Origin of the sequence: Syntrophobacter fumaroxidans MPOB (genome assembly GCF_000014965.1) — a bacterium.
Lineage (GTDB): Bacteria > Desulfobacterota > Syntrophobacteria > Syntrophobacterales > Syntrophobacteraceae > Syntrophobacter > Syntrophobacter fumaroxidans.
This window is the reverse complement of record NC_008554.1, coordinates 1,821,797-1,842,173: the sequence shown is the minus strand read 5'-3', so window position 1 is coordinate 1,842,173 and position 20,377 is coordinate 1,821,797. Positions and strand designations below refer to the sequence as shown.

Annotated in this window: 15 protein-coding genes and 1 pseudogene; 3 read left to right on the top strand and 13 right to left on the bottom strand. The window is 62.0% G+C overall.

Annotated elements, in window-relative coordinates; all coding sequences use genetic code 11:
- Positions 1-764 precede the first annotated feature (764 nt).
- From SFUM_RS07690 to SFUM_RS07680, 3 genes are all read left to right on the top strand, one after another.
- Positions 765-1,145 (top strand): PilZ domain-containing protein, encoded by a 381-nt coding sequence (locus tag SFUM_RS07690; RefSeq protein ID WP_011698345.1) that lies wholly within the window; start codon positions 765-767, stop codon positions 1,143-1,145.
- A 21-nt stretch (positions 1,146-1,166) separates the two neighbouring features.
- Positions 1,167-1,907, top strand: coding sequence for a tetratricopeptide repeat protein (locus SFUM_RS07685; RefSeq protein ID WP_011698344.1), 741 nt, complete (start codon positions 1,167-1,169; stop codon positions 1,905-1,907).
- Positions 1,908-2,134: 227 nt separating this feature from the next.
- Entirely contained in the window at positions 2,135-2,707 is a 573-nt protein-coding gene (locus SFUM_RS07680; protein ID WP_011698343.1) for a J domain-containing protein, read from the top strand.
- Between the two features lie 424 nt (positions 2,708-3,131).
- On the opposite strand, the gene SFUM_RS07675 is transcribed toward SFUM_RS07680, so the two are convergent.
- From SFUM_RS07675 to SFUM_RS07620, 13 genes and pseudogenes are all read right to left on the bottom strand, one after another.
- A complete protein-coding gene (locus tag SFUM_RS07675; RefSeq protein ID WP_011698342.1) occupies positions 3,132-3,974 on the bottom strand; it encodes a bile acid:sodium symporter family protein in 843 nt (280 codons plus the stop codon).
- Between the two features lie 39 nt (positions 3,975-4,013).
- A complete protein-coding gene (locus SFUM_RS07670) occupies positions 4,014-4,373 on the bottom strand; it encodes a SpoIIAA family protein (protein WP_150109460.1) in 360 nt (119 codons plus the stop codon).
- Positions 4,374-4,498: 125 nt separating this feature from the next.
- Positions 4,499-5,404, bottom strand: a complete 906-nt coding sequence (locus SFUM_RS07665; protein ID WP_011698340.1) for a DUF1269 domain-containing protein — start codon at positions 5,402-5,404, stop codon at positions 4,499-4,501.
- Positions 5,405-5,434: 30 nt separating this feature from the next.
- Entirely contained in the window at positions 5,435-7,189 is a 1,755-nt protein-coding gene (locus SFUM_RS07660) for an aldehyde ferredoxin oxidoreductase N-terminal domain-containing protein (RefSeq protein WP_011698339.1), read from the bottom strand.
- Positions 7,186-7,629, bottom strand: a complete 444-nt coding sequence (locus tag SFUM_RS07655; protein ID WP_011698338.1) for a 4Fe-4S binding protein — start codon at positions 7,627-7,629, stop codon at positions 7,186-7,188. Before SFUM_RS07655 ends, SFUM_RS07660 begins: the two co-directional genes overlap by 4 nt.
- 185 nt (positions 7,630-7,814) lie before the next feature.
- Positions 7,815-7,955, bottom strand: a pseudogene (locus tag SFUM_RS22435) (histidine phosphatase family protein); the annotation flags it as partial.
- Between the two features lie 139 nt (positions 7,956-8,094).
- Positions 8,095-9,687, bottom strand: coding sequence for an aspartate:alanine exchanger family transporter (locus SFUM_RS07650; protein ID WP_011698336.1), 1,593 nt, complete (start codon positions 9,685-9,687; stop codon positions 8,095-8,097).
- A 170-nt stretch (positions 9,688-9,857) separates the two neighbouring features.
- Positions 9,858-11,303, bottom strand: coding sequence for a pyruvate kinase (gene pyk, locus SFUM_RS07645; RefSeq protein ID WP_011698335.1), 1,446 nt, complete (start codon positions 11,301-11,303; stop codon positions 9,858-9,860).
- Positions 11,304-11,373: 70 nt separating this feature from the next.
- Positions 11,374-11,922 (bottom strand): GNAT family N-acetyltransferase, encoded by a 549-nt coding sequence (locus SFUM_RS07640; protein WP_041440143.1) that lies wholly within the window; start codon positions 11,920-11,922, stop codon positions 11,374-11,376.
- Between the two features lie 104 nt (positions 11,923-12,026).
- On the bottom strand, positions 12,027-13,262 hold the full coding sequence (locus SFUM_RS07635) for an acetate kinase (RefSeq protein ID WP_011698333.1): 1,236 nt from the start codon (positions 13,260-13,262) through the stop codon (positions 12,027-12,029).
- On the bottom strand, positions 13,259-15,358 hold the full coding sequence (pta, locus tag SFUM_RS07630; RefSeq protein ID WP_011698332.1) for a phosphate acetyltransferase: 2,100 nt from the start codon (positions 15,356-15,358) through the stop codon (positions 13,259-13,261). Before pta ends, SFUM_RS07635 begins: the two co-directional genes overlap by 4 nt.
- A gap of 76 nt (positions 15,359-15,434) precedes the next feature.
- Entirely contained in the window at positions 15,435-17,486 is a 2,052-nt protein-coding gene (locus SFUM_RS07625) for a glycogen debranching protein (RefSeq protein ID WP_011698331.1), read from the bottom strand.
- 122 nt (positions 17,487-17,608) lie between these two features.
- Positions 17,609-20,107: a glycogen/starch/alpha-glucan phosphorylase gene (locus tag SFUM_RS07620; protein ID WP_011698330.1), complete on the bottom strand. Its 2,499-nt coding sequence runs from the start codon at positions 20,105-20,107 to the stop codon at positions 17,609-17,611.
- Positions 20,108-20,377: the final 270 nt, after the last annotated feature.

The following is a 20,377-nucleotide window of genomic DNA, read 5'->3' as shown; positions in this document are numbered from 1 at the left end:
TGCACCCGGTGCGGGAAAACCGAACCGTTGGTACAGGCCATGCTCGAATCCGAAGCCCGGTTCGGGTGCATGGCCCGAAAGTGACGCGAAGATTTCTCGGCCCTGCGCCGCATCTATCAATGTTAAGCATGTTATGTGCCAAGTCACGAAAGCGGCGTGGGCGGCGGTGCCTCGTCGGGATCGAGCCCCGGCGCGCCTGACCGATCCGGGCGCCTGGAGGGTGTTCCCATTCGTCGAGGGAAAGCTCCGGGACGACCTCGATCTACCAGAAGTAGATCGCTTGGATGGGAAAGACGCAAAGGAGACCCTCGAGGCTTATCGTGGGGGCGAACGGGTATCTCGCCGCCCAAGCCGATGAAATCCTGTGTTTCGTACCAATTTTTTTGTGTAATATATTAAAATGTGATTAATTTTATATTGCATCTGCTTTGGAGACCAGTAAAATGAACGATTAGAGGGGTCTGGACGCAGAAAGGCGGGTGTCGGCTCCGGCGGGGCCGCGCAGGACCGCCCGTGCGCTAGAGGTTTATCCGTTCGAGCGAGCCCGGTCCTAGGGAGATAGGGGCTTGTAAGTATTCTTTTTTTCTGGAAAAGGCGGCGACTCGCCGGACAGTGGGGAGCCTCGCGGGAAGGCTCATAGCGATTTCGGTTGGTGTGGGTGCATCGGGCGCCGTAAGGCGCTTCCCCGGGCCGGAGGCCTCGAAAGACCTTCGCGATCGGCGGTGCGCTGGACACGAGGCAAGCGTGATTCGCGGGAGGGCGACATGGAGACCAGGCAATACAAGCGGTTCAAGGCTATGGATGGAGCACTCGCCGTTTTTTCGTCAACGCTCCAGCCGAACCTGCCGAAGCTGGGCCGGCTTCTCGACATCAGCGCGGGGGGACTCGCTTTCAGCTACACCGCCCGCGGCATTCAGACCGAAGGAGCGTCGAGTCTCAGGATTTCCTGGCATGACGACGAATTGTCGACGATTGAAGGCATCCCTTTCAAGATCGTGTACGATGTGGACCTCTCAGGCCATTACAGGCTCGGGCTCCCGGAGGACAGGCGTTGCGGTGTCCAATTCGGTGATCTCACGGCGGAACAGTCCAAACAGTTGGTCGCATTCATCCGCAATTACAGCCGCGGCGAAATCGCGGGGTAGCCCGTAAGCCGCGGCACCTCGATGAAGTCAAATCCGCAAACCTTCAGTGCAAACCCCATGCTGAACAGGGTGAGGGCTGCTTTTGCTCTTGCGCTGTGGCTGCTGCTTCTTGCGGTCATACCGGTCCATGCCGGCATGAAGTCCGGCATGGCGGCCTACAGGCGGGGCGACTACGGGACCGCTCTCAGGGAGTTTCGGGCCGGGGCCGCGCGCGGGAACACGGATGCCCAGAAGATGCTCGCCGCCATGTACGAAACGGGTACTGGGGTTACGCGCGATTACGGCGAAGCGTTCAAGTGGTACTCCGCGGCCGCTCGAAGCGGCGACAGTTCCGCGCAGTTCATGGTGGCGCAAATGTATTACGAGGGCAGGGGCGGGCCCAGGGACCTCTCCGAAGCGGTGACGTGGTACCGCAAGGCCGCCGAGGGCGGGTTCCCCGAAGCGCAGTACAACCTCGCCCTCTTTCATGAAATAGGCCGGGGAACGCAGCGGGACATGAACGAGGCCTCCAGGTGGTACCGCAAAGCGGCGGAAAAAGGCCTGCCGCAGGCGCAGGCCCGCCTCGGCCTCATGTATGTCAAGGGGGAAGGCGTCCTGCAGGACTACGTCCAGGCCCACATGTGGCTGAACCTTGCGGCTTCGAACGGCGAGGAAGGTGCCCGTAACGCCCTGGAAGCCCTCAGCGCCAAAATGACTTCGGATCAGGTGGCCAAGGCTCAGGAAATGGCACGAAAATGGCATGCGAAAAAGAGGGGGAGGTGAACGGGGAAGATCGCTCCGGATGCCGACCCGGTTTCCGCGACGCGACCGGCGCTTGACGAAAGCCTCGACGGCATTGAGGTGCCGACCCGGCCTCCGTGGAGTTGTCCGGTCAAGAGAAGAAGTTCTTTTTACGGTTGCGGGCTCAGATGCATCGACGGCGCAAACGCGATGTCCCGGCCCGTTGCCGTCAGCCCCGGCGTCACAGACGCGTTCCGAAGGAGGTACCGGTGCCCGCCTCATCCTTTGTCGACTATTATGAATGCATGCAGCTGAGCCCCAACGCAGACCAGGAAACCATAGAACGCGTGTACCGGCTGCTGGCCAAGCGTTACCATCCCGACAATCCGCACACGGGCGATCACGACAAGTTTTCGCGCCTGACGACGGCCTTCCGCGTGCTTTCGAACCCGGAGCAGAGAGCCGCCTACGATGCCGGGTATGAAGAATCCCGCGCGGCGCAGTGGAAGCTGTTTATCCAGGCCGATCCCGCGGGCGGCATCGATTCCGACCAGCTTATCCGGCACAGTATACTCAGCCTGCTCTACACGGCCAGGCGCAACAATGCGTCCAAGGCCGGAGTCGGCATACTCCATCTCGAGGATCTGCTCAGCTGTCCCCAGCACCTGATGGAATTTCACATCTGGTACATGAAGTCCAAGGGGTGGATCGTACGCACCGACACGGGCGAGCTCGCCATTACTGCGGAAGGGGTTGACGAGTTTACCTCCGGCGAGCGGCATTTCGTGAAGGACCGTCTTCTTCCCCCCGGACGCCAGGGCCGGGAGGAAGCCGAATCCTAGAGCCCTGCCTCGAAGACCACACCCGCGGAAGACCCTTTGCCCGGTCGTTCCCCCAGACCGGCCAGGGATTGGGAACGCATGTTAGAGCACCCCCTTCCATCAGAACCGTTTCCTCATACCGGCAAGGGATTGGGGTCGCCCTTGACCACGGAGCTCCTGGTCCCGCCCTTGTATGCGACTGCCCGGACCCGTAAGGTGAGCAAAGTTTCATCGTGCCCACGTTCGGGCCGGGCATTCCGGTTCCAAACCCTCGCACCGGGAATATCGTGATGCCCGGGCACGCCGCGCGCACGTCCGCGCCGAGCCCGGCTCCCACCCTTGCACCTTCAAATCGTGGTAAAAATTCGTGTCCCGGGGCGTGGGGGACCGCCGAAGATGGGGCCGTCCATGACCCGCCGGAGGCCCGAAGGAGGAAAGGGTCACGTCATGCCGAACCGCGAGGGCGGAACACCCATATCATTACAGGCAGGACGGGCAGCATGAGGATGAATATCGAAATGATCATGACGATCACTCTCGGGTCGTCGAAAGCCTGGCTCGCCACGACCATCGCGATGCTTCCGCTGCGCAGGAGGGAGCCCACCGCCAGGGCCGTTCGCGTGCCCGGATTCGGGCCGCCCAGCAAATACCCGACGATGAATGAAAGGGCAAGGTAGACGATCACGGTCAGGACCGCCTCGAAATGGAGGATGGCCAGGACCGCCGAGTAGTTGGCCGCGATGAAGAGGGCGAACATGAGAAACAGGGAAAACATGGAAACCTTGTGGAGCCAGTGCTCCAGGCGCACGGCCGCGGATTCACGGCGCGCTTTGAGCAGCAGCCCGGTCGCCAGGGGCAGGAAGACCAACACAACCAGCTTGGTCGCCAACTTGACGTGATCCACCGAGACTTCGGGCAGAAGCACCGAAATGAGCGATAAGACGTAGACCAGGGAAACGACCAGTTGCATGCACATGAGCCCCACGGCATAAGCCGTGTTCCCCTTCACGATTCCGGTAATCTTGGGGAGGCCCTCGGAACCGGCCGTCATGCTCAGCAGGATGAGACCGATCCGGAGCGGCCGTTCCAACGGGTGGATTCGCGTGAGGACCACGGCTATGAGCGGAACCAGGAGAAAGCTTGCCGCAAGGGATGAGATCACCAGGCGGATACTGCGCAGCGGCTCCAGAATCTGCCTCAGCGTCAGGCTCAATCCCGTGCCGAGAAGAGCGGACACGACGAAGAGCAGAAGCATCAGATTGGCCGCGGGTGCCAGGAAATCATTCATGGCAGGCATCCTTTTCGGCGGGGCCGGGCGTTCCGGGGTTCATGCCCGCACCCAGCGCTCGGCTTCCCCTTCCGACGACAACGGGAAGAACTCGACCTCGGTGTCCCTCAATCCTTTTCCGACAAAGGCGAAGATTTGGTCCTTCCACCTTTCATCGCCGACGATGGCCATCCTGGCCACGTCATTACCATGCGTCATGAAAAAGGCGATATCTCCCCAGTCCGCCCCCTTCCGCCAGCCCTCAAAATCATCGAGAGTGGCGAGAAGCCGCACCTTCAAGCCCTGAGCGATCAGGCTCGCGGCCACGGTCTGCAGGGACTCCTGGTCGGCCGGCTCCATGATGCCGGAGATCCTGACATGCATGAGCGCCCCATCGATTCGAATGATTTCGCAAGCCACAGGCAATCCTCCTCCATGCGCTGTCCGGGGACAGGCTTGCAGCCCGGTTTCAAGAGTCCCGGCTCGTCGTGTCGACATGCGGTTGCCATCGGTTCATGATAAATTCCCCCCCCGCGGCGGCTACGCTACTCCGTTTTCTCACCGGCCGCATCGAGGATCTCCTGCAAGACGGTCTCCCTTTCCTTGCTCACCGAGTTCACGAGGACCTTTCCCCCGAAACCCAGGAACGCCTCTCTCACGCGCTCGGGGTCCGCCTTGCGCACCAGGGTGAACAGGGCGGAGCACCCGGGCTTGAGCTTGCGAGACAGATCCTCGACGAACCGGTCGTCGATTCCGATGTCGGTGAGCGATGCGGAGAGGGCTCCTGAAACCGCTCCGAAGACCGCTCCGATCACGGGGCTGAAAAAGATGCTGCCGACGATGAGCCCCGTGATGCTCCCGGCGATCCCTCCCTTTCGCGTCAGCTTGTGCATCTGGTGATGCCGGACCGTGCCGTCCTGTCCCCTCACCACGACCACGGCATCCTCCAGTTCCACGAAACCCCCGCGCCGGAGTTCCAAAAGCTTCAGGCGCGCCTCTTCGGCCTTCTGTTCGTCATCGAAGATGACGACGGTGAGGCTGCTCTTGTATTGTTCCTTGAGCACGGCCCTCAGAAGCTCCGGGCCGATCCACTCCTCGAAGCTCTCCGCAAGCCGGTTTGCGGCTCCGAAAGAGTCGATCGCGTGGACGCTCCCCTCCCGGGTGTCCAGCATGAAGTATTCGTCGATTTCCTCGTACACCTTGTTGATGACGATGGTTTTGAGGCCGGCATAGCCGATCAGCACGTTCTCGAGGCGAAAACCGGGCAGCCTGGAGCGGAAGGCGAGGGTGGTCCCGACCACGAAATGCGCGGACCCAAGCCCCTGGAGCCAGCTCTGCGCACGGACGGGATCATCCGAGAGCTTCTTTCCATGAATATCCATGAACCGGGCGTAGTCTTCGGGAAGCCTGACCCCGAGTGCCCGGAGTGCATAATCCGCAAATCGTTCCATGATCGAAAATCCTTTCTGGTGGCCGATTCCTCACGCATCCTCCTCTCCGAGAGCGAGGATCGCCCCCGCGTAGGCGTCCTTGAGCGCATTCAGGTACGCCGAGTCGATCCGGCCCCTCCATGTCTCGACTTCCAGGAAGCGCTTGGGTATCGACACGGTTCGCGGGTCGAAGCCCGTGCGCAGGCGTGTTCGCCACCGCAGTTTCCGGACGTTGCGGGAGACATCGCCGAGGCCGTCGGCAAGGTTGAGGTAGCCGAGGGAGCGCAGGCAATCGGAGAGGACCTGGTCTCCGTACACGCCCCTGGCGAAGAGACAGCTCACCATGGAGGTGAGCAGCACCCTGGCCTGTTCGTCCTGGACCAGGAACCGGACCGCGCCGTCGACATCGGGCTCCTTGTCCTTCTGATCGTAGGAATAGCCGCCCGCGTCCAGGTGGGAGTGCCGAAGGCCGAGTGCCTGAGAGACGAAGAACACCTCGCCGGTGGCATAGCCGGCCATCTCCTGGCCGAGCACGCAGGCGAAGTCGGCTCCTCCGTAATGCTCGGCAGCCTTCATAGTTCCTTGCGCGAGGAGCCGGTAGAAATCGTTGGAAGCGGCGCCGAGGTGGTGGAACCCTTCCCGGTAGGCGGTTTCATCCCCGAATTTGAGGGGGACGATGGTCTCGCGGGTGGTGACGATCCCTTTTTCAAGGGCCTCCGTGGCCCACGCCAGGGCAACGCCGGCGGACATGATGTCGAGCCCCTCCCGTTCCACCGTATCGAGGAGGGTAAGCACGGAGAAGGCGTTGGTCACGTGGAGCATGGCCCCGGCGGCAAAGATCGGCTCGTGGTCGTAGGAGACCTGCCGGTAGAGGTAGCGGTTTTCTTCCATGAACCTCTCGCGGACGAACCCGAGGTGCACGCAACCCACGGGGCACCCGGCGCAGGCGGCATTGCGAAGCAGCGTATCCCGGGCGAAAGTTTCCCCGGTGATCCCTTCGATGCCGGGATCGCTCGTTTTCTGGAGGTTCCTGATGGGAAGGGCGCTGATACCGTTCAAGATCGCCATATTGATGGGGGTCCCGAAGTTGTGGTACTTCTCCATCATGTCCGTGTCGGTCATCTTCCGGTATACTTCGGTGAACAGCTTCGGATAGGCCTTCCCTTCGGGAAGCGGGGACGAACCGTCGCCCAGGATGACGATGCCCTTGAGGTTTTTCGCTCCCATGACAGCGCCGCAGCCGAGTCTTCCGAAGTGGCGGTACGTGTCCACGTTGATGCAGGCCATGGCCGAGCCGTTCTCACCCGCGGGACCGATCCGAAGGATGCTCCGGTGCCCCGACCCTTCGTACATGCGCCGCAACATCTTGCCGGTTCTGAGAAGATCCATGCCCCAAAGGAAATGGACGTCCTTGAGCTCGAGGTGACGCGAGCCCACTGACAGGCAGGACGGCGCGAGAGCCTTGCCCCGGATCACGAGGGCATCGAAGCCCGCAAACCTGAGCGAGAGGGCCGAACGTCCTCCGGCGTGGCTTTCGGCGTACTGATCGTGATAGGGGGACTTGAAGGCGCAGACGGTCTTGCTCATGAGCGGGAAGTAGCCGGTGAGGGGGCCGATGGCGAAGATGAGCGGCTGTTCCGGATCGTCCCACGGTCGGTCCGGGAGCCCGTATCTGTCGAAGAGCATGGCCGTCAGGCCGCTGCCGCCGGCCAGGCTGTCCCTGCCTTCGAGTGAGGTTATGGCGCCTCGCCCGGCGGGAAGGTCGACGACGAGCACTTTGAATTGTTCCCTGGTCTCTCCGGTCATGACGCACTCTCCCGAGCGTTGCTTTCTTCCGCTCCTTCGGTTCCGACGTCCGTCAGTTCGAGACAGTCGTGCGGACAATACACGACGCACCGTCCGCAATGGATGCACACGAAGGGTTCTCCGTCAGGGGCGAGAAAGACGGCGTCCACCGGGCAGGCATCGGCACACTTGCCGCAGCGGATGCAGAGGTTCTTCCTGACGATGACGCCCCCGCCCTTTCGTTGCGCGTAAGCGCCGGTAGGACAGGCGGCCGCGCATGGAGCAGGCAGGCAGGCGAGACAAGTTCTGGCTTCGAACCCCGTGGAGAGCCCCCCGGAGGAAGCGATCCGGATTCCCGCCATGTCCCACGAGAGCATCTTGTGCACCAACCGGGCACACGCCAGGGAGCAGGAGTGGCAACCGATGCACCTCTCCATTCTGGGAGCGGTCAGGATCTTCATGAGATACTCCTGTCTGTTTTGATCGAGTGGCTGAAACCGATCCGCGTTCGAGATCGCGCAATGGAGGATCGGCGGAAGGGGCGATAAACCCCGCCTCCGCCACCCGCGAAACCGGCGGACAGGGCACCACTCCCTTCCGCTCAATGTCGCTGTCTTCAACGCAAACCGACAAGACTCCCCCGAACGCCGGGAACCGGCAGGGTGCGCCCCGCATCCACGGCTTCACGGACCCCGTTTTCGTTGAGCGCCACGTCCGTCCAGCCGGTGAAACGATTCTCCCTGTTCCATTCACTCTCTCCGTGCCTCGACAACACGACTTTTTTCATCGGTCGAACCTTCTCGAACCGAATTCTTCCGTGTTTGTTCCTCCAACTCGAAAACCACGACGCTCGCGGGAGCGCGGAGGCGAAATCAACGGGCCCTCGACAGGGGCGGGGGCCCCAGGCAGTTTCGATGCCCTCGCGTTCATCCTCCCCAGATGGCGGCGGCAATCTGAACGAAAAGGATCTTCATCACGGTCGCTCCGGGGAAAATCATGGCGTAGCCGACGTCCGGTTTCTCCGTACCCGTCAGTTTGCCGGCGTACATCAGGATGGCCGGGTTTCCCGTCACTCCGCCGACCACGCCGCAAACCTCATCGAACGGCAGCTTGAAAACGACCATGCCGATGATCATGACGGGGAGCACAAGGCTCATGAGGACCAGGACCCCGTCGAAGACGAGCAGGAATCCGCTTTCAGCCAGCGCCTCCGCGAATTTCGGCCCGCACGAAATGCCCACCTGGGCCAGGAAGATCGTGAGCCCGAGGTTCCTCAGCACCAGGTTCGCCGACAGGGGCATGGTCCAGTGAAGACCGCCCGAACGCCGGAAGTAACCCAGCACCAGCGCCGTGAGCAGCAACCCCGCAAAGCCCAGCGTCAGTTTCCCGAGCCCCGGAATGGGCAGGGGGATCAGGCCGACCAGGAGACCGAGCGCCATCCCGAGCCCGATGGAGATATAGCTCAAGTCGGCCGTTCCCTTGATGGAGTCGCCGAAGAAGGCGCGGACTGCTTGAGCGTTGGCCCGGTTCACCAGGAGGCCGACCCGGTCCCCGAACTCCAGGATGAGATCCCGGCGAGGGAGAAGGTCACTGTCTCCGCGGGTCACCTGCACGAGCTGGTAGTCGAACCCTCCGGGGATTTTGAGGTCGCCGAGAGCCGTCCCCACCACGGCGCGCTTCGAGGCGAACACCCTGAAATAGTCCAAGGCGGAACGGTCCATGACGATCTTCCCAGGCGCCGCCTCGCCGATAATTTTCCGGGCCTCCTCCAGGCCGGCTTCGGTGGCGGAGGTGATCATCAGGACGTCGTCCGGACCGAGGACGAGGGCGGGGTCGGGGAACTTGTTCCGGCCTTCGTGACGAACGGCCGCGATTTCGGTTTGCGAGGGCAGCATGTGCAACACGTCCCCGAGTTTCTTCCCGAAGAGATCGGGGTTCCGTACGGCAATTTCCATGAAATCGAGCGCGGCGCTTTTGGGCACCTCGATCTTCGGTTTGAAGAGGAAGAAGGCCAGGTACATGACGAGGATCGGCCCGGCAACGCCGAAGGGATAAGTCGCCGAGTAGCCGACGGCGGGATCGCTGTTGCCGAGCGACGACATGGCTGCCTGCAGAGCGGGAGTGGAGGTCCCGGACCCGGCGAATACTCCCAGGACATAGCCCGGCTTCAGACCGAACAGGTTCATGGAGGCCAGTGCCGCGGCTCCCGCGACGATCAACCCGATAAGGGCCAGAAGGTTCGCCTTTCGTCCCGTGGGGCTGACGAGGCCCGTGAAAAACAGCTTGCCGTACTGGATGCCAACGCAATAGAGGAACAGGGCCAGACCGAGCGTCCCGACCAGGGGCGCCGGCGCCGATTTGGGGGCCAGCCATCCGACGAACAGGGCCACGAAAAGCACCGCACCGGCGCCCAGCGAAAAGCCCTTGATGTTCACTTCGCCCAGCAGGTATCCGAAAGCGACTACGAGAAAAAGGGTCATCAAGGGTTGCTGACTCAGCAGCGCGATCACGTATTCCATGGTCGTTCCTCCGGAGTGGGAAGGTTGCTTTTGCCTCTAAACGGGGAATCGAATGTCGGATGACGCCGTTTCGCCAGGGTCGGGAAAAGGGGCTCGGCAGTCCCTTTTCCCGGGATTTTCTCCCGTTGCGAAGGCGGCCGGCCGGACAGCGCTTTTTCGAACCGGTTCCTTCATCCGTCCATCTCTTCCGGCCAGGCCATGTTCACGATCTCGAGGCGGTTGTTGGCGTCGGGATAGCGCCTCGAAGGGCCTTCGGTCACCACAGCGAGATTTCCTTCCATCCCGTGAGCCTTGAGCCAGTCCGACACGTAGGCGTTCCAGTTGTCGGGGTGCCGGGCCTCGCATACGGGGTAGACACCCGAGGAAAACTGGAGCTGCCGGCACGTGGCTTCCTCCGAGCTGACGGCAATGATCCACGCCGGGAGGCGGAACCGGGCGATGCTCCTGGCCGTGTCTCCGCGGTGCGTGGGGACGAAGACGGCGGCCGGGTCGGCGTACTCCAGGACGGTCTCCACACTGAGGTCGATCAGCCTTGCCGCGGGCACCCTGCCCTTGAGCTCGATGCCCCTGAACAGGTCTCTGGCGCTGACCATCGGGCGGTGCGGCTCGATGGCGGCGGCGATCCTGGCAAGGGTCGCGACCGAGTCGACGGGATAGGCGCCCATGGCCGACTCGCCCGAGAGCATGACGCAGTCCGAGCCATCGAGGATCGCGTTGGCCACATCGGTCGCCTCCGCGCGGGTGGGGCGCCGGTTGGCCGTCATGGATTCCAGCATCTGCGTCGCGGTGATGACCGGCCTGGCGCGCATGTTCGCCGCGCGCGTGATCTGTTTCTGAACCACGGGGATCTGCTCGATGGGGAGCTCCACGCCCAGGTCGCCTCGCGCGATCATGACGGCGTCCGCCGCGGTGATGATGTCGTCGAGATGATCGAGCGCCCTGGATCGTTCGATCTTGGCGATGATGAAGGGACGGTAGCCCAGGGCCGCCGCCGCGTTCCTCACCGCCCGGATGTCCTCCGGGCTCTCGACGAACGACTGGCTCACCGCGTCGACACCGTTCTCGAGAGCGAATTTCAAGCAGTTGTGGTCGTGTTCGGTGAAGGCGCTGATGCCCAGGTCGATGCCCGGGAGGTTGAGCCCCTTGCACGAGCGCAGCTCACCGCCGACCACGACGCGGCAGTCGACGTCGCTGTCCCGCACCCGGTCCACATCCACCTGGATCAGGCCGTCGTTCAGGTAGAGCGTGTCGCCGGGTCTGACGACCCGGGGGAGAGGGGAGAAGCTGACGGAGACCTTGCGTTCGTCTCCGGGCACGTCGTCGGTCGTGAGGGTGAACAGGTCCCCCGGTTTCAGGTCGATCGGTTCGGAACCGAACCTGCCGATGCGCATCTTCGGGCCGGGAAGGTCCGCCATGATGGCAATGCGACGGCCGGTGGCGGCGGCCGCGGCCCGGAGATCTTCGATCACCCCTTTGTGACCCGAGAAATCACCGTGCGAGAAATTGAGCCGCGCGACGTTCATGCCGGCCAGCAGCAGCGACTGCATCACCTCCGGGGAACGCGAAGCGGGCCCTATGGTGCATACGATTTTGGTCTTGTTGAGCGGCAGTGTCATCGATGTCCTCCGTTGACGCGGCGGTGCATTGGGGTGGGTCGTTCCGCGGCCGAACCGCCGGGCGCTTCGTTCATGACGCCTGCGCCTGCAGGGAAAGGGACACGTACACCACACCCTCCTCCAGCGACGTTTTCATGGGAAGTCCGCTGTGGGCAAAGACCGTAAGCATCGCCCGGTTCTCGGCGAGCACCTCGGCTTCGAACCGCAGCACCCCCTGCTCCCGGGCGATATCAACGAGGTGTTTCAGAATGCGGCTCGCGATCCCCTGGCCCTGGTAGTCTTCCTCGACGGTAAAAGCAACCTCCGCCCTGCCCTGGGCGTCTGAGGGACCATATAGAACATAGCTTCCCGAGCCGATGACGGTTTCATCCTCTCCACCGGCCGGTATCGTGACCACCAGTGCAACGACATTCTTGAAATCAGCTTCCGTGAACGCGCGGAGCTCTTCATCGGTGAGTTGGCTCTTGTAACGAAAAAACCGCGAATAGATGGTTTCCCTCTCAAGGTGCCCGAACGCCTCCACGATCCGGTTCCTGTCGTCGGGGCGAATGGCCCTGATGGTCACAACGGCGCCGTTCTTGAGCTTGTCTTCCACTCTGTAGTTTCGCGCATCTATCATGTCAGGTCTTCCTCTTACCGGGTAGAGATCGTGAGCCGTCCGCCCGGCGGTATGGAGTTTGTGCCGGAGCATGGGTGGCGCTCCCGCGCCCGGCGCACCGGGAATCACTGGTTTCGGGCTCCACCCGCAACGCCTGCCCGGCGTATGGTCTGAATCGTCTGGCGCGCGATCTCACGCTCCTCGTCGGTCGGTATGACAAGAATCTTCACCGGACTGTCCTCTCTCTGGATTTCATGAAGACCGCTCCAGTCCTCTTCGTTCCTGCGGTGGTCGAGCACGACCCCGAGGTTCCTCAGCCCATCGCAGCATTCTCTTCGAACGGGGGCCGAATTCTCACCGATGCCCCCCGTAAAGACAATGGCGTCGACCCGGCCAAGCGCCGCGGAATAGGAGCCGATGTATTTCCTGATCCGGTAGCAGAACATTTCGAAGGCCAGTTGCGCCCGGGCATCGCCGTCTGCGGAGCGGCGCTGGATTTCCCGCATGTCGTTCGTGCCGCAGATGCCCTTCAGCCCGCTTTCCTTGTTCATCATGGCTTCAAGCTCTTCAGAGGACCGGCCGGTTTTCCGCGAAATGTAGAAATGAACCGCCGGGTCCAGATCTCCGCATCTCGTGCCCATGATGAGGCCTTCCAGGGGCGTCAGGCCCATGGAGGTATCGATGCTCCTGCCGCCCTGCACGGCGGTCGCGCTCGCCCCGTTGCCGAGATGCAGGGTGATCAGGTTCGCGTAATCCTCGGGCAGCCCCAGGTGGCGCGCGGCTTCTCCCGCAACGTAGCGATGCGAGGTCCCATGGAACCCATAGCGCCGCACGTGATGCTCGCGGTACAGCTCGTGGGGCAATGCGTATAGAAATGCTTTGGGCGGCATGCTCTGGTGAAAGGCCGTGTCGAAAACCGCCACGTTGGGCACATCGGGACGGATCAGTCGAAGCGCCTCGATGGCGGCGACATTGGCGGGGTTGTGGAGCGGGGCGAGAGGGATAAGGTCCTTGATCCGCCGGACGACCTCATCGTCGACGATCACCGGTTCATGGAATACCTCTCCCCCGTGGACGACACGATGGCCGAATCCGAAAAACGCTCCGGGGGCGACACGGGTGGTGGGATAGCGCACGGCCGCATCGAGGAGGAACCGGAAACCTTCATGGTGGTCCGCAATCGGTCGGGTCTCCTCCATTTCCTCCCAGTGGCCGGAATCGGTCAGCCAGCGGCGCTTGAACCTGGCGTTCCGGGTCCCGATCCGCTCGAGCAGGCCGTCCACCAGCGTGGAGCAGTCGTCCAGAGCGAACACTTCGTATTTGATCGAGGAACTGCCCGAATTGACGACGATCACCCTCATGTGGCGTCTCCTTCCATCTGGGCCTGGATGGCGGTTATGGCGACGGTGTTGACGATGTCGGTGACGGTGCATCCCCGGCTCAGGTCGTTGACCGGTTTGTTCAGCCCCTGCAGGACCGGACCTATGGCGACGGCATTTGCCGTCCGCTGCACCGCCTTGTAGGCATTGTTGCCGGCGTTGAGGTCGGGGAAGATGAAGACGGTGGCACGGCCCGCGACTTCGCTCTCCGGCAGTTTCACCCTGGCGACGTCCGGATCGACGGCGGCATCGTACTGAACGGGGCCCTCCAGCTTGAGGTCCGGGCAAAGCCGCCTGGCGAGCCGGGTCGCTTCCTTCACCTTTTCGACGTCGGCTCCCTTGCCGGATTCCCCCGTCGAGTACGAGAGCATCGCCACACGCGGCTCAATGCCGAAATTGCGGGCCGTTGAAGCGGAACTGATGGCGATGTGCGCCAGTTGCTCGGCATCGGGGTCGGGGTTGACCGCGCAATCGCCGTAAACGAGAACGCGGTCCGAAAGACACATGAAGAAGACGCTGGAGACGATCGGGCAGCCCGGCCGGGTCCTGATGATCTCCAGGGCGGGACGGATCGTGTGCTGCGTCGAATGGACCGCCCCGGAGACCATGCCGTCGGCAATGCCCCGGCAGACCATCATGGTCCCGAAATAGCTGACGTCGGACATGGCGTCCAGGGCCATCTGCAGGGAAATCCCCTTGTGTTGCCGGAGCTCGAAATAAGTCCGCCCGAAATCCTCGCGGAGCTCCGACGTCATTGGGTCGATGATCTTGACACCGGGGAGGGACAGGCCGAGGGAGGTGATCTTCTCGCCGACCTCTTTGGGGCTTCCGAGCAGCGTGATGTCAACGGCGTCCCGTAGCTGGAGGATCTCCGCCGCCCTGAGGATACGTTTCTCGGTGCCTTCGGGAAGAACGATGTGCCGGCGCTTGGCCCGCGCGCCGCTCAGAAGATCGTGCTGGAACATGAGCGGCGTGACGCGGGAGGAACGCATGACCGCGATCCGGCCCTCCAACCGGCTCACATCCACGTTGGATTCGAAGACCCCGAGGGCGCCGGCGATCTTCCTCTGATTCTCGGGGGAGAGGCCCGCGGGCACGGCGTTCACCTCTGTTACCGTCTCAAAAGTGTCGGCGTCCACATGGAGGATCGGGACGGGCGAACGCCTCAGGCCTTCGAAGAGACGCTGCACCTGCGGCGCGGGCTTGAAGCCCCCCGTGAGGACGACGCCGGCAATCCCCGGGTAGGAAGTGGCCGCATCCGCCGCCAGTGTTCCGATGAGGATATCGGAGCGGTCACCGGGCGTGATGACCATGCAACCTTCCACCAGGTGATCCAGGAAGTTGGGCAGTTCCATGGCCGCCACCCTGTACCCGGTCACTTCACGGTCGAGCCGGTTCGCGTCTCCGTGCACCATTCCCGCCCCGAGAGCCCTCATTATCTCGCCCACCGTGGGTTTGTCGAGCATTGGGTGATCCGGCAAAACGAACACGGGAATCCCCGCGGGTGCATTTTCCTCGAGTCGAGTCGCCGCCTCCTTCACATGGCCCGGTGCAACCCGGTTGACGAACACCGAAACAAGGTCGCACTTCCGTGCCTCCAGAAACTCCGCCAGGATTCGCACCGAATCCACGATCTCTCCCGGGGTTCTTCCCCGCCCCGCGACAATGGGCATGAGGGGCGTGCCGAGATTCCGCGCCACTTCAACGTTATACTCGAACTCCAGCGCCGTGTGCACGGCCCTGTAATCGGTGCCCACGCAGACCACGAAATCGCATTGCCGCTCCAGGGCCTCGTACTTCTCGATGATTCGACTCTGCAACTCGTCCATCTTGTCCCCGGCAATGAGGTCTCGAGCGGAGGCATAACTGGCGCCGAACATGCTCTCACCCGGGGCCGTGATGGCGTATCGGCTCGTGACGAGTGCCGCCAGCCGATCGACGCCGCCCCCTTCAACGGCGACGGGTCGAAAGAACCCGAGCTTTCGGCCGTGCTGTGCCAGCAACTCCATCATCCCGAGAACGATCAACGATTTCCCGCTCCCGGGCCCCGTGCCGGTGATGTAGATCCCCTTTGACATGCCCTTTCTCCCTTCCAGCCCGTTCTTCTCCGGGTTTCGAGTCTCTTCGTTGCGTCCGTCCGGACAGTCTCTGTTCTCATCGCTCAAAAACCACGATCGATCGGGCCTTCACGCGATACCGGAGACCGGAAACGGGGTGTCCTCGTCCCGTCTCCGCAATGTCGTCCGGGCTCGGAAGGGCAGTATCCGCAACACGGCGCCACTCCCCAGCCCGACCGACCTGGAGGGCGAAATCCAGGTCTTCCCAGTATGCATTGATCATCACGTAGAGGTCGCTGTCGCCGAGACCGGACCCGCGCAGAAAGTAGGCCAGAGACCTGGATTCCTGGGAAAGGTCCACTTCCCCCGTGCTTCCGTACCACCGGACGTCCTCGCGCCAGTAGCGGCCCCGACCGATGGACGGATGCGTTTTTCGGAATCGGATCATGCCCTTGAAGAAGCGCAGCATGTCCCGGTTGCGTTCGAGAAGCTCCCAGTCCAGCCAGGTGATCTCATTGTCCTGGTTGTAAGGGTTGTTGTTGCCTTTCTGTGTGTTCATGAATTCATCACCGGCGCAGAACATGGGGGTTCCGTTGGCAAGCATGAGCAGGCAGAAAAAATTCTTGACCTGCTGCCGGCGCAACGCCATGACTTCAAGGGGAACCCCGGAGTCGCCCTCCCAGCCGCAATTCCAGCTCCGGTTGTCGTTTGCCCCGTCCGTGTTGTGGTGGCCGTTGGCCGTGTTGTGCTTTTCGTTGTAAGCAACCAAATCGTAGAGACAGAAACCGTCGTGGGCGGTGATGAAGTTCACGCTCTGGTACGGGCGATACACCTCCACCGGCCCGTCCGGAAAAAGGTCATCACTCCCGTACAGGCGTTGCATCAGGGCTCCGACCATCGCTGCGTCCCCTTTGACGAAAGAGCGGATGTCGTCGCGGAATTTCCCGTTCCACTGGCGCCACATCAGGCCGGGAAAGCTTCGACCGAGCAGGTAACTCCCGATATCCCATGCCTCCGCGACGAGCCTCACGTCGCGCATGTATCCGAGTAGGCCGATCTCCGCGATCAGCGGCGGGTCCAGGGTGTTCATGGAGCCGTCGAGCGCGCGCGCGAAAATGGATGCCAGGTCGAAGCGGAACCCGTCCACATGCATGTTTTTCGCCCAGTGATGCAGGCTGGTCAGAACGAGTGCCCGAACGACGGGATGCGCGCAGTTCATTGTGTTCCCGCATCCGGTGTCGTTGAAGTACTCGCCGGTATCCTGCCGGGCGAGGTAGTAACTTTTGTTGTCCACACCGCGGTAGCTGTAGGTGGGACCGTTCTCGCCGCCCTCGCTGGTATGATTGTAGACGACGTCGAGCCATACCTCGATTCCCGCGGCGTGAAAGGTTCTCACCATCGCACGGAATTCCCGGTGGGGATCGCCTGATGCGTAACCGTGGTGGGGCGAGAAGAAGTTGAGGGTCATATAGCCCCAGTAGTTTCCCTCCCGGGGATCGAACTGATGGACGGGAAGGAGCTCCACGGCGGTGATCCCGAGATCCTTCAGGTACGATATCTTCTCCACGAGCCCGGCAAAGGTCCCTCGGTTTTCCGGGCTCACGCCCGAGTTGGGCCTTGCCGTGAAGCCCTTGACGTGCAGTTCGTAGACGATGAGATCGTGGGCATGGCGAGGGCGCGGGTCCTCGCCCCAGTCGAATGCGTTCGGATCCTTGGAGAGCCGCCCCAGGGGTGCCATGCCGTCCGTGGGGCCCGACCCCGAGGCCGAGGTTCGGCTGAACCCGGGCGGGAAATGGACGGAAAGGGCAAAGGGATCCAGGAGAACTTTCCCCGCGTCGAATCGATGCCCGTTGAGCGGGTCGTAAGGGCCGTCGATTCGGTACGCATAGAGGCAGGCGCCCCGCAGCTCCTCCTCCGGCACCGCGCAATGCCATATCAGGCCAGTCTTGTTGAAGACGGGGTCAAGAACACGGAATTGGACCGGGATGACTGGATCGTCCTCGGTGTAGAGCAAAAGGGTGACGCTCCGGGCGTTGCGCGAAAAGAGCGCGAAATTGTATGCCCGTTGCGACTCCATCCAACTCGCCCCAAGGGGCCATGGAACTCCCTCGCCTGGTATCCATTCGTCGATTGCGCGCATAGATCCCATGATTGCCTCACGACAAAAGGAAAACATCGTCAAACGATTTCGTCCGGCGCCAGGGTTTCAATCCGGTTGAACGGCTTCGCGCGGGACGGGTCATTCGGGTCGTCTTACGGACGTAACCCCCATCACTCCAGGAGGATGGGGACCGGTTTGACCTTCCAGATGTCCTCGCAGTATTCACGGATCGCGCGGTCGGAGGAGAACTTGCCCATCCGGGCGGAATTGAGGATGGACATGCGGGTCCAGTGTTCCCGGTCGCGATAGGCCTCGTCGACCCGGCCCTGCACATCCGCGTAGGAACCAAAATCAGCGAACAACATGAAGGTGTCGTGGAACATGAGAGCATCGACCAATGGTTTGAACAGCTCCCGGTCGCCATTGGAAAAATAACCCGAAGCGATGCGTTCGACGACCCGCTGCAGCTCCGGATTGGCCTGGAAATATTCCATGGGGCGGTATCCGTCTCTCTTGAGCGAGTAGACCTCCTCGGCCGTCAGGCCGAACAGGAAGAAATTCTCGGCGCCTACTTCCTCCCGGATTTCCACGTTGGCTCCGTCCAGGGTCCCGATGGTCAGGGCACCGTTCATGGAAAATTTCATGTTCCCGGTTCCCGAAGCCTCCTTCCCCGCAGTGGAGATCTGCTCCGACAGGTCGGCGGCCGGGTAAATGAATTTCGCGTTCTTGACGTTGAGGTCGGGGAAGAAGACGACCTTGAGGCGGCCGTTCACGTCGGGGTCCCGGTTGACCGTGTCGCCGACGGAGTTGATCAGCTTGATGATGAGCTTCGCCATGAAGTAGCCGGGCGCGGCTTTCCCCCCGAAGATGAAGGTTCGGGGACACAGGTCGTAGGAGGGATTGCGCTTGATCCGGTCATATAGCGCGATGATGTGAAGGACGTTCAGATGCTGGCGTTTGTACTCGTGGAGTCGCTTCACCTGGATGTCGAACATCGAAGCCGGGTCGACCTCGATCCCGGTGCGCTCCCGGATGACCCGGGCCAGGTTCTTCTTGTTCTCGAGCTTCACCCGGCGCCACTCCTCGCGAAAAGCGGGATCGTCGGCGCACGGCTCGAGTTTCCTGAGTTCCTCCGGCCTGCGGATCCAGGTATCGCCGATCTTGCCCTCGATGAGGCGGGTCAGGCCGGGATTGGCCAGAACCAGGAAGCGTCGCGGCGTCACTCCGTTGGTCTTGTTGCTGAATTTCTCCGGTGTCATCTCGTGGAAGTCGCGCAAGACATCTTCCTTGAGCAGCCGGGAGTGGAGCTCCGCCACTCCGTTGATGGCGTGGCTGCCGACGCAGGCGAGATGCGCCATGCGCACGAAGCGTCCACCGCTTTCGTCGATGAGGGACATCCTGGCCACCCGCGCCTCATCGCCGGGCCACCTGCGCCTGACCTCGTCGAGAAACCGCCGGTTGATTTCGTATATGATTTCCATGTGCCTTGGGAAAAGGCCGGCAAACAGCTCCACCGGCCACTTCTCTAGGGCTTCCGGAAGAAGGGTGTGGTTGGTGTAGCCGAAGGTCTTGCAGGTGACGTCCCATGCCGGTTCCCAGTCCATGCCTTCCTCGTCTACCAGGAGGCGCATCAGTTCCGCGACGCCCAGGGCGGGATGCGTGTCGTTGAGCTGTATGGCGAAGTGCCTGGAAAACCGGTCCAGCTTGCCTCCGCCCAGCTTGTAAATACGAAGCATGTCCTGCAGGGAGCAGGAAACGAAGAAATACTGTTGCTCGAGCCGGAGTTGTTTGCCCTGGACCGGTTCATCATTGGGGTAGAGCACTTTCGTGATGTTCTCCGAATAGATCTTCTCGTCAACGGCTCCGTAATAATCCCCGACGTTGAACGCCTCGAACTCGAAGGATTCGATCGCTTCGGCCTTCCAAAGCCTCAACAGGTTGCAGGTGTTCACGCGGTATCCCAGGATGGGGGTGTCGTAGGCGACACCCTTCACGGTCCGGTGAGGAATCCATCGAACGCGATACCGGCCCCGATCGTCTTGATAGGGCTCCGTGCGTCCCCCGAAGCTCACACGGCAGGTGATCTCCGGTCGCGCCAGCTCCCAGGGGTTGCCCAATCGAAGCCACTGGTCGGTGCGTTCCACCTGCCAGCCGTCCCGGATCTCCTGGTCGAAGATTCCGAACTCATACCGTATGCCGTACCCGATGGCCGGGACCTCGAGACTGGCAAGGGAATCGAGGTAGCAGGCCGCCAGCCTGCCCAGCCCCCCGTTGCCGAGTCCCGGTTCCTCCTCTTGATCGAAGATGACCTGGATGTCGAAACCCTCTTCCTTCGCAATCCCGAGGACGTCATCGTAGATGCCCAGGTTGATCAGGTTGTTTTCCAGGTGGGGGCCAAGGAGGAATTCGGCCGACAGATAGCTGACGATCTTGAGGTCCTTTCCCGCCATCTGCTCGACGGTCTTGATCCAGCGGTGCAGGAGTTGATCCCTCACGGTATAGGCGAAGGCCATGTACAGGTCGTTCCTGGTGGCGACCGAGGGGAACCGCCCCTGAGTGTAGAACACATGCTCGCGAAAAGTGCGTCTCAAGCCGTCGAGGCTCATGTCCGCGCGGCCCCCGGTGCACGAGACCGGTTCCGATTGTTTCAATTTCGGTTTCTTCGCCATCTTGCGACTCCATCGCTTTGTTGACCCGGGGTCACGGACCCCGGTTGTGAACGGGCGGAAAGCCCAATATGAGAAAGAACCCTGTCAACTCGATAAGAAGATCGGGGAAATTTCCGTTCCGTCAGTGCCGCCCGCGACCGCCATGAGCCGGCGGCTCGCAAGGATGCGTGAAGAATCATGCCGCAACGATTTGCAGGCCGGATCATGGGCACTATGAAACCGTGTCCGCCCCGCCGCTCCGTCACGTGTCCGGACGAACACCGTAACCCG

What these genes read in the sequence shown, in the direction of transcription:
- SFUM_RS07650 (WP_011698336.1), bottom strand. Translation starts at nt 9,687, where the DNA reads ATGGAATACGTGATCGCGCTGCTGAGTCAGCAACCCTTGATGACCCTT.
- SFUM_RS07685 (WP_011698344.1), top strand. Translation starts at nt 1,167, where the DNA reads ATGAAGTCAAATCCGCAAACCTTCAGTGCAAACCCCATGCTGAACAGG.
- SFUM_RS07635 (WP_011698333.1), bottom strand. Translation starts at nt 13,262, where the DNA reads ATGAGGGTGATCGTCGTCAATTCGGGCAGTTCCTCGATCAAATACGAA.
- pta (WP_011698332.1), bottom strand. Translation starts at nt 15,358, where the DNA reads ATGTCAAAGGGGATCTACATCACCGGCACGGGGCCCGGGAGCGGGAAA.
- SFUM_RS07675 (WP_011698342.1), bottom strand. Translation starts at nt 3,974, where the DNA reads ATGAATGATTTCCTGGCACCCGCGGCCAATCTGATGCTTCTGCTCTTC.
- SFUM_RS07640 (WP_041440143.1), bottom strand. Translation starts at nt 11,922, where the DNA reads ATGATAGATGCGCGAAACTACAGAGTGGAAGACAAGCTCAAGAACGGC.
- SFUM_RS07655 (WP_011698338.1), bottom strand. Translation starts at nt 7,629, where the DNA reads ATGAAGATCCTGACCGCTCCCAGAATGGAGAGGTGCATCGGTTGCCAC.
- SFUM_RS07665 (WP_011698340.1), bottom strand. Translation starts at nt 5,404, where the DNA reads ATGGAACGATTTGCGGATTATGCACTCCGGGCACTCGGGGTCAGGCTT.
- SFUM_RS07660 (WP_011698339.1), bottom strand. Translation starts at nt 7,189, where the DNA reads ATGACCGGAGAGACCAGGGAACAATTCAAAGTGCTCGTCGTCGACCTT.
- SFUM_RS07620 (WP_011698330.1), bottom strand. Translation starts at nt 20,107, where the DNA reads ATGGCGAAGAAACCGAAATTGAAACAATCGGAACCGGTCTCGTGCACC.
- SFUM_RS07625 (WP_011698331.1), bottom strand. Translation starts at nt 17,486, where the DNA reads ATGGGATCTATGCGCGCAATCGACGAATGGATACCAGGCGAGGGAGTT.
- SFUM_RS07690 (WP_011698345.1), top strand. Translation starts at nt 765, where the DNA reads ATGGAGACCAGGCAATACAAGCGGTTCAAGGCTATGGATGGAGCACTC.
- pyk (WP_011698335.1), bottom strand. Translation starts at nt 11,303, where the DNA reads ATGACACTGCCGCTCAACAAGACCAAAATCGTATGCACCATAGGGCCC.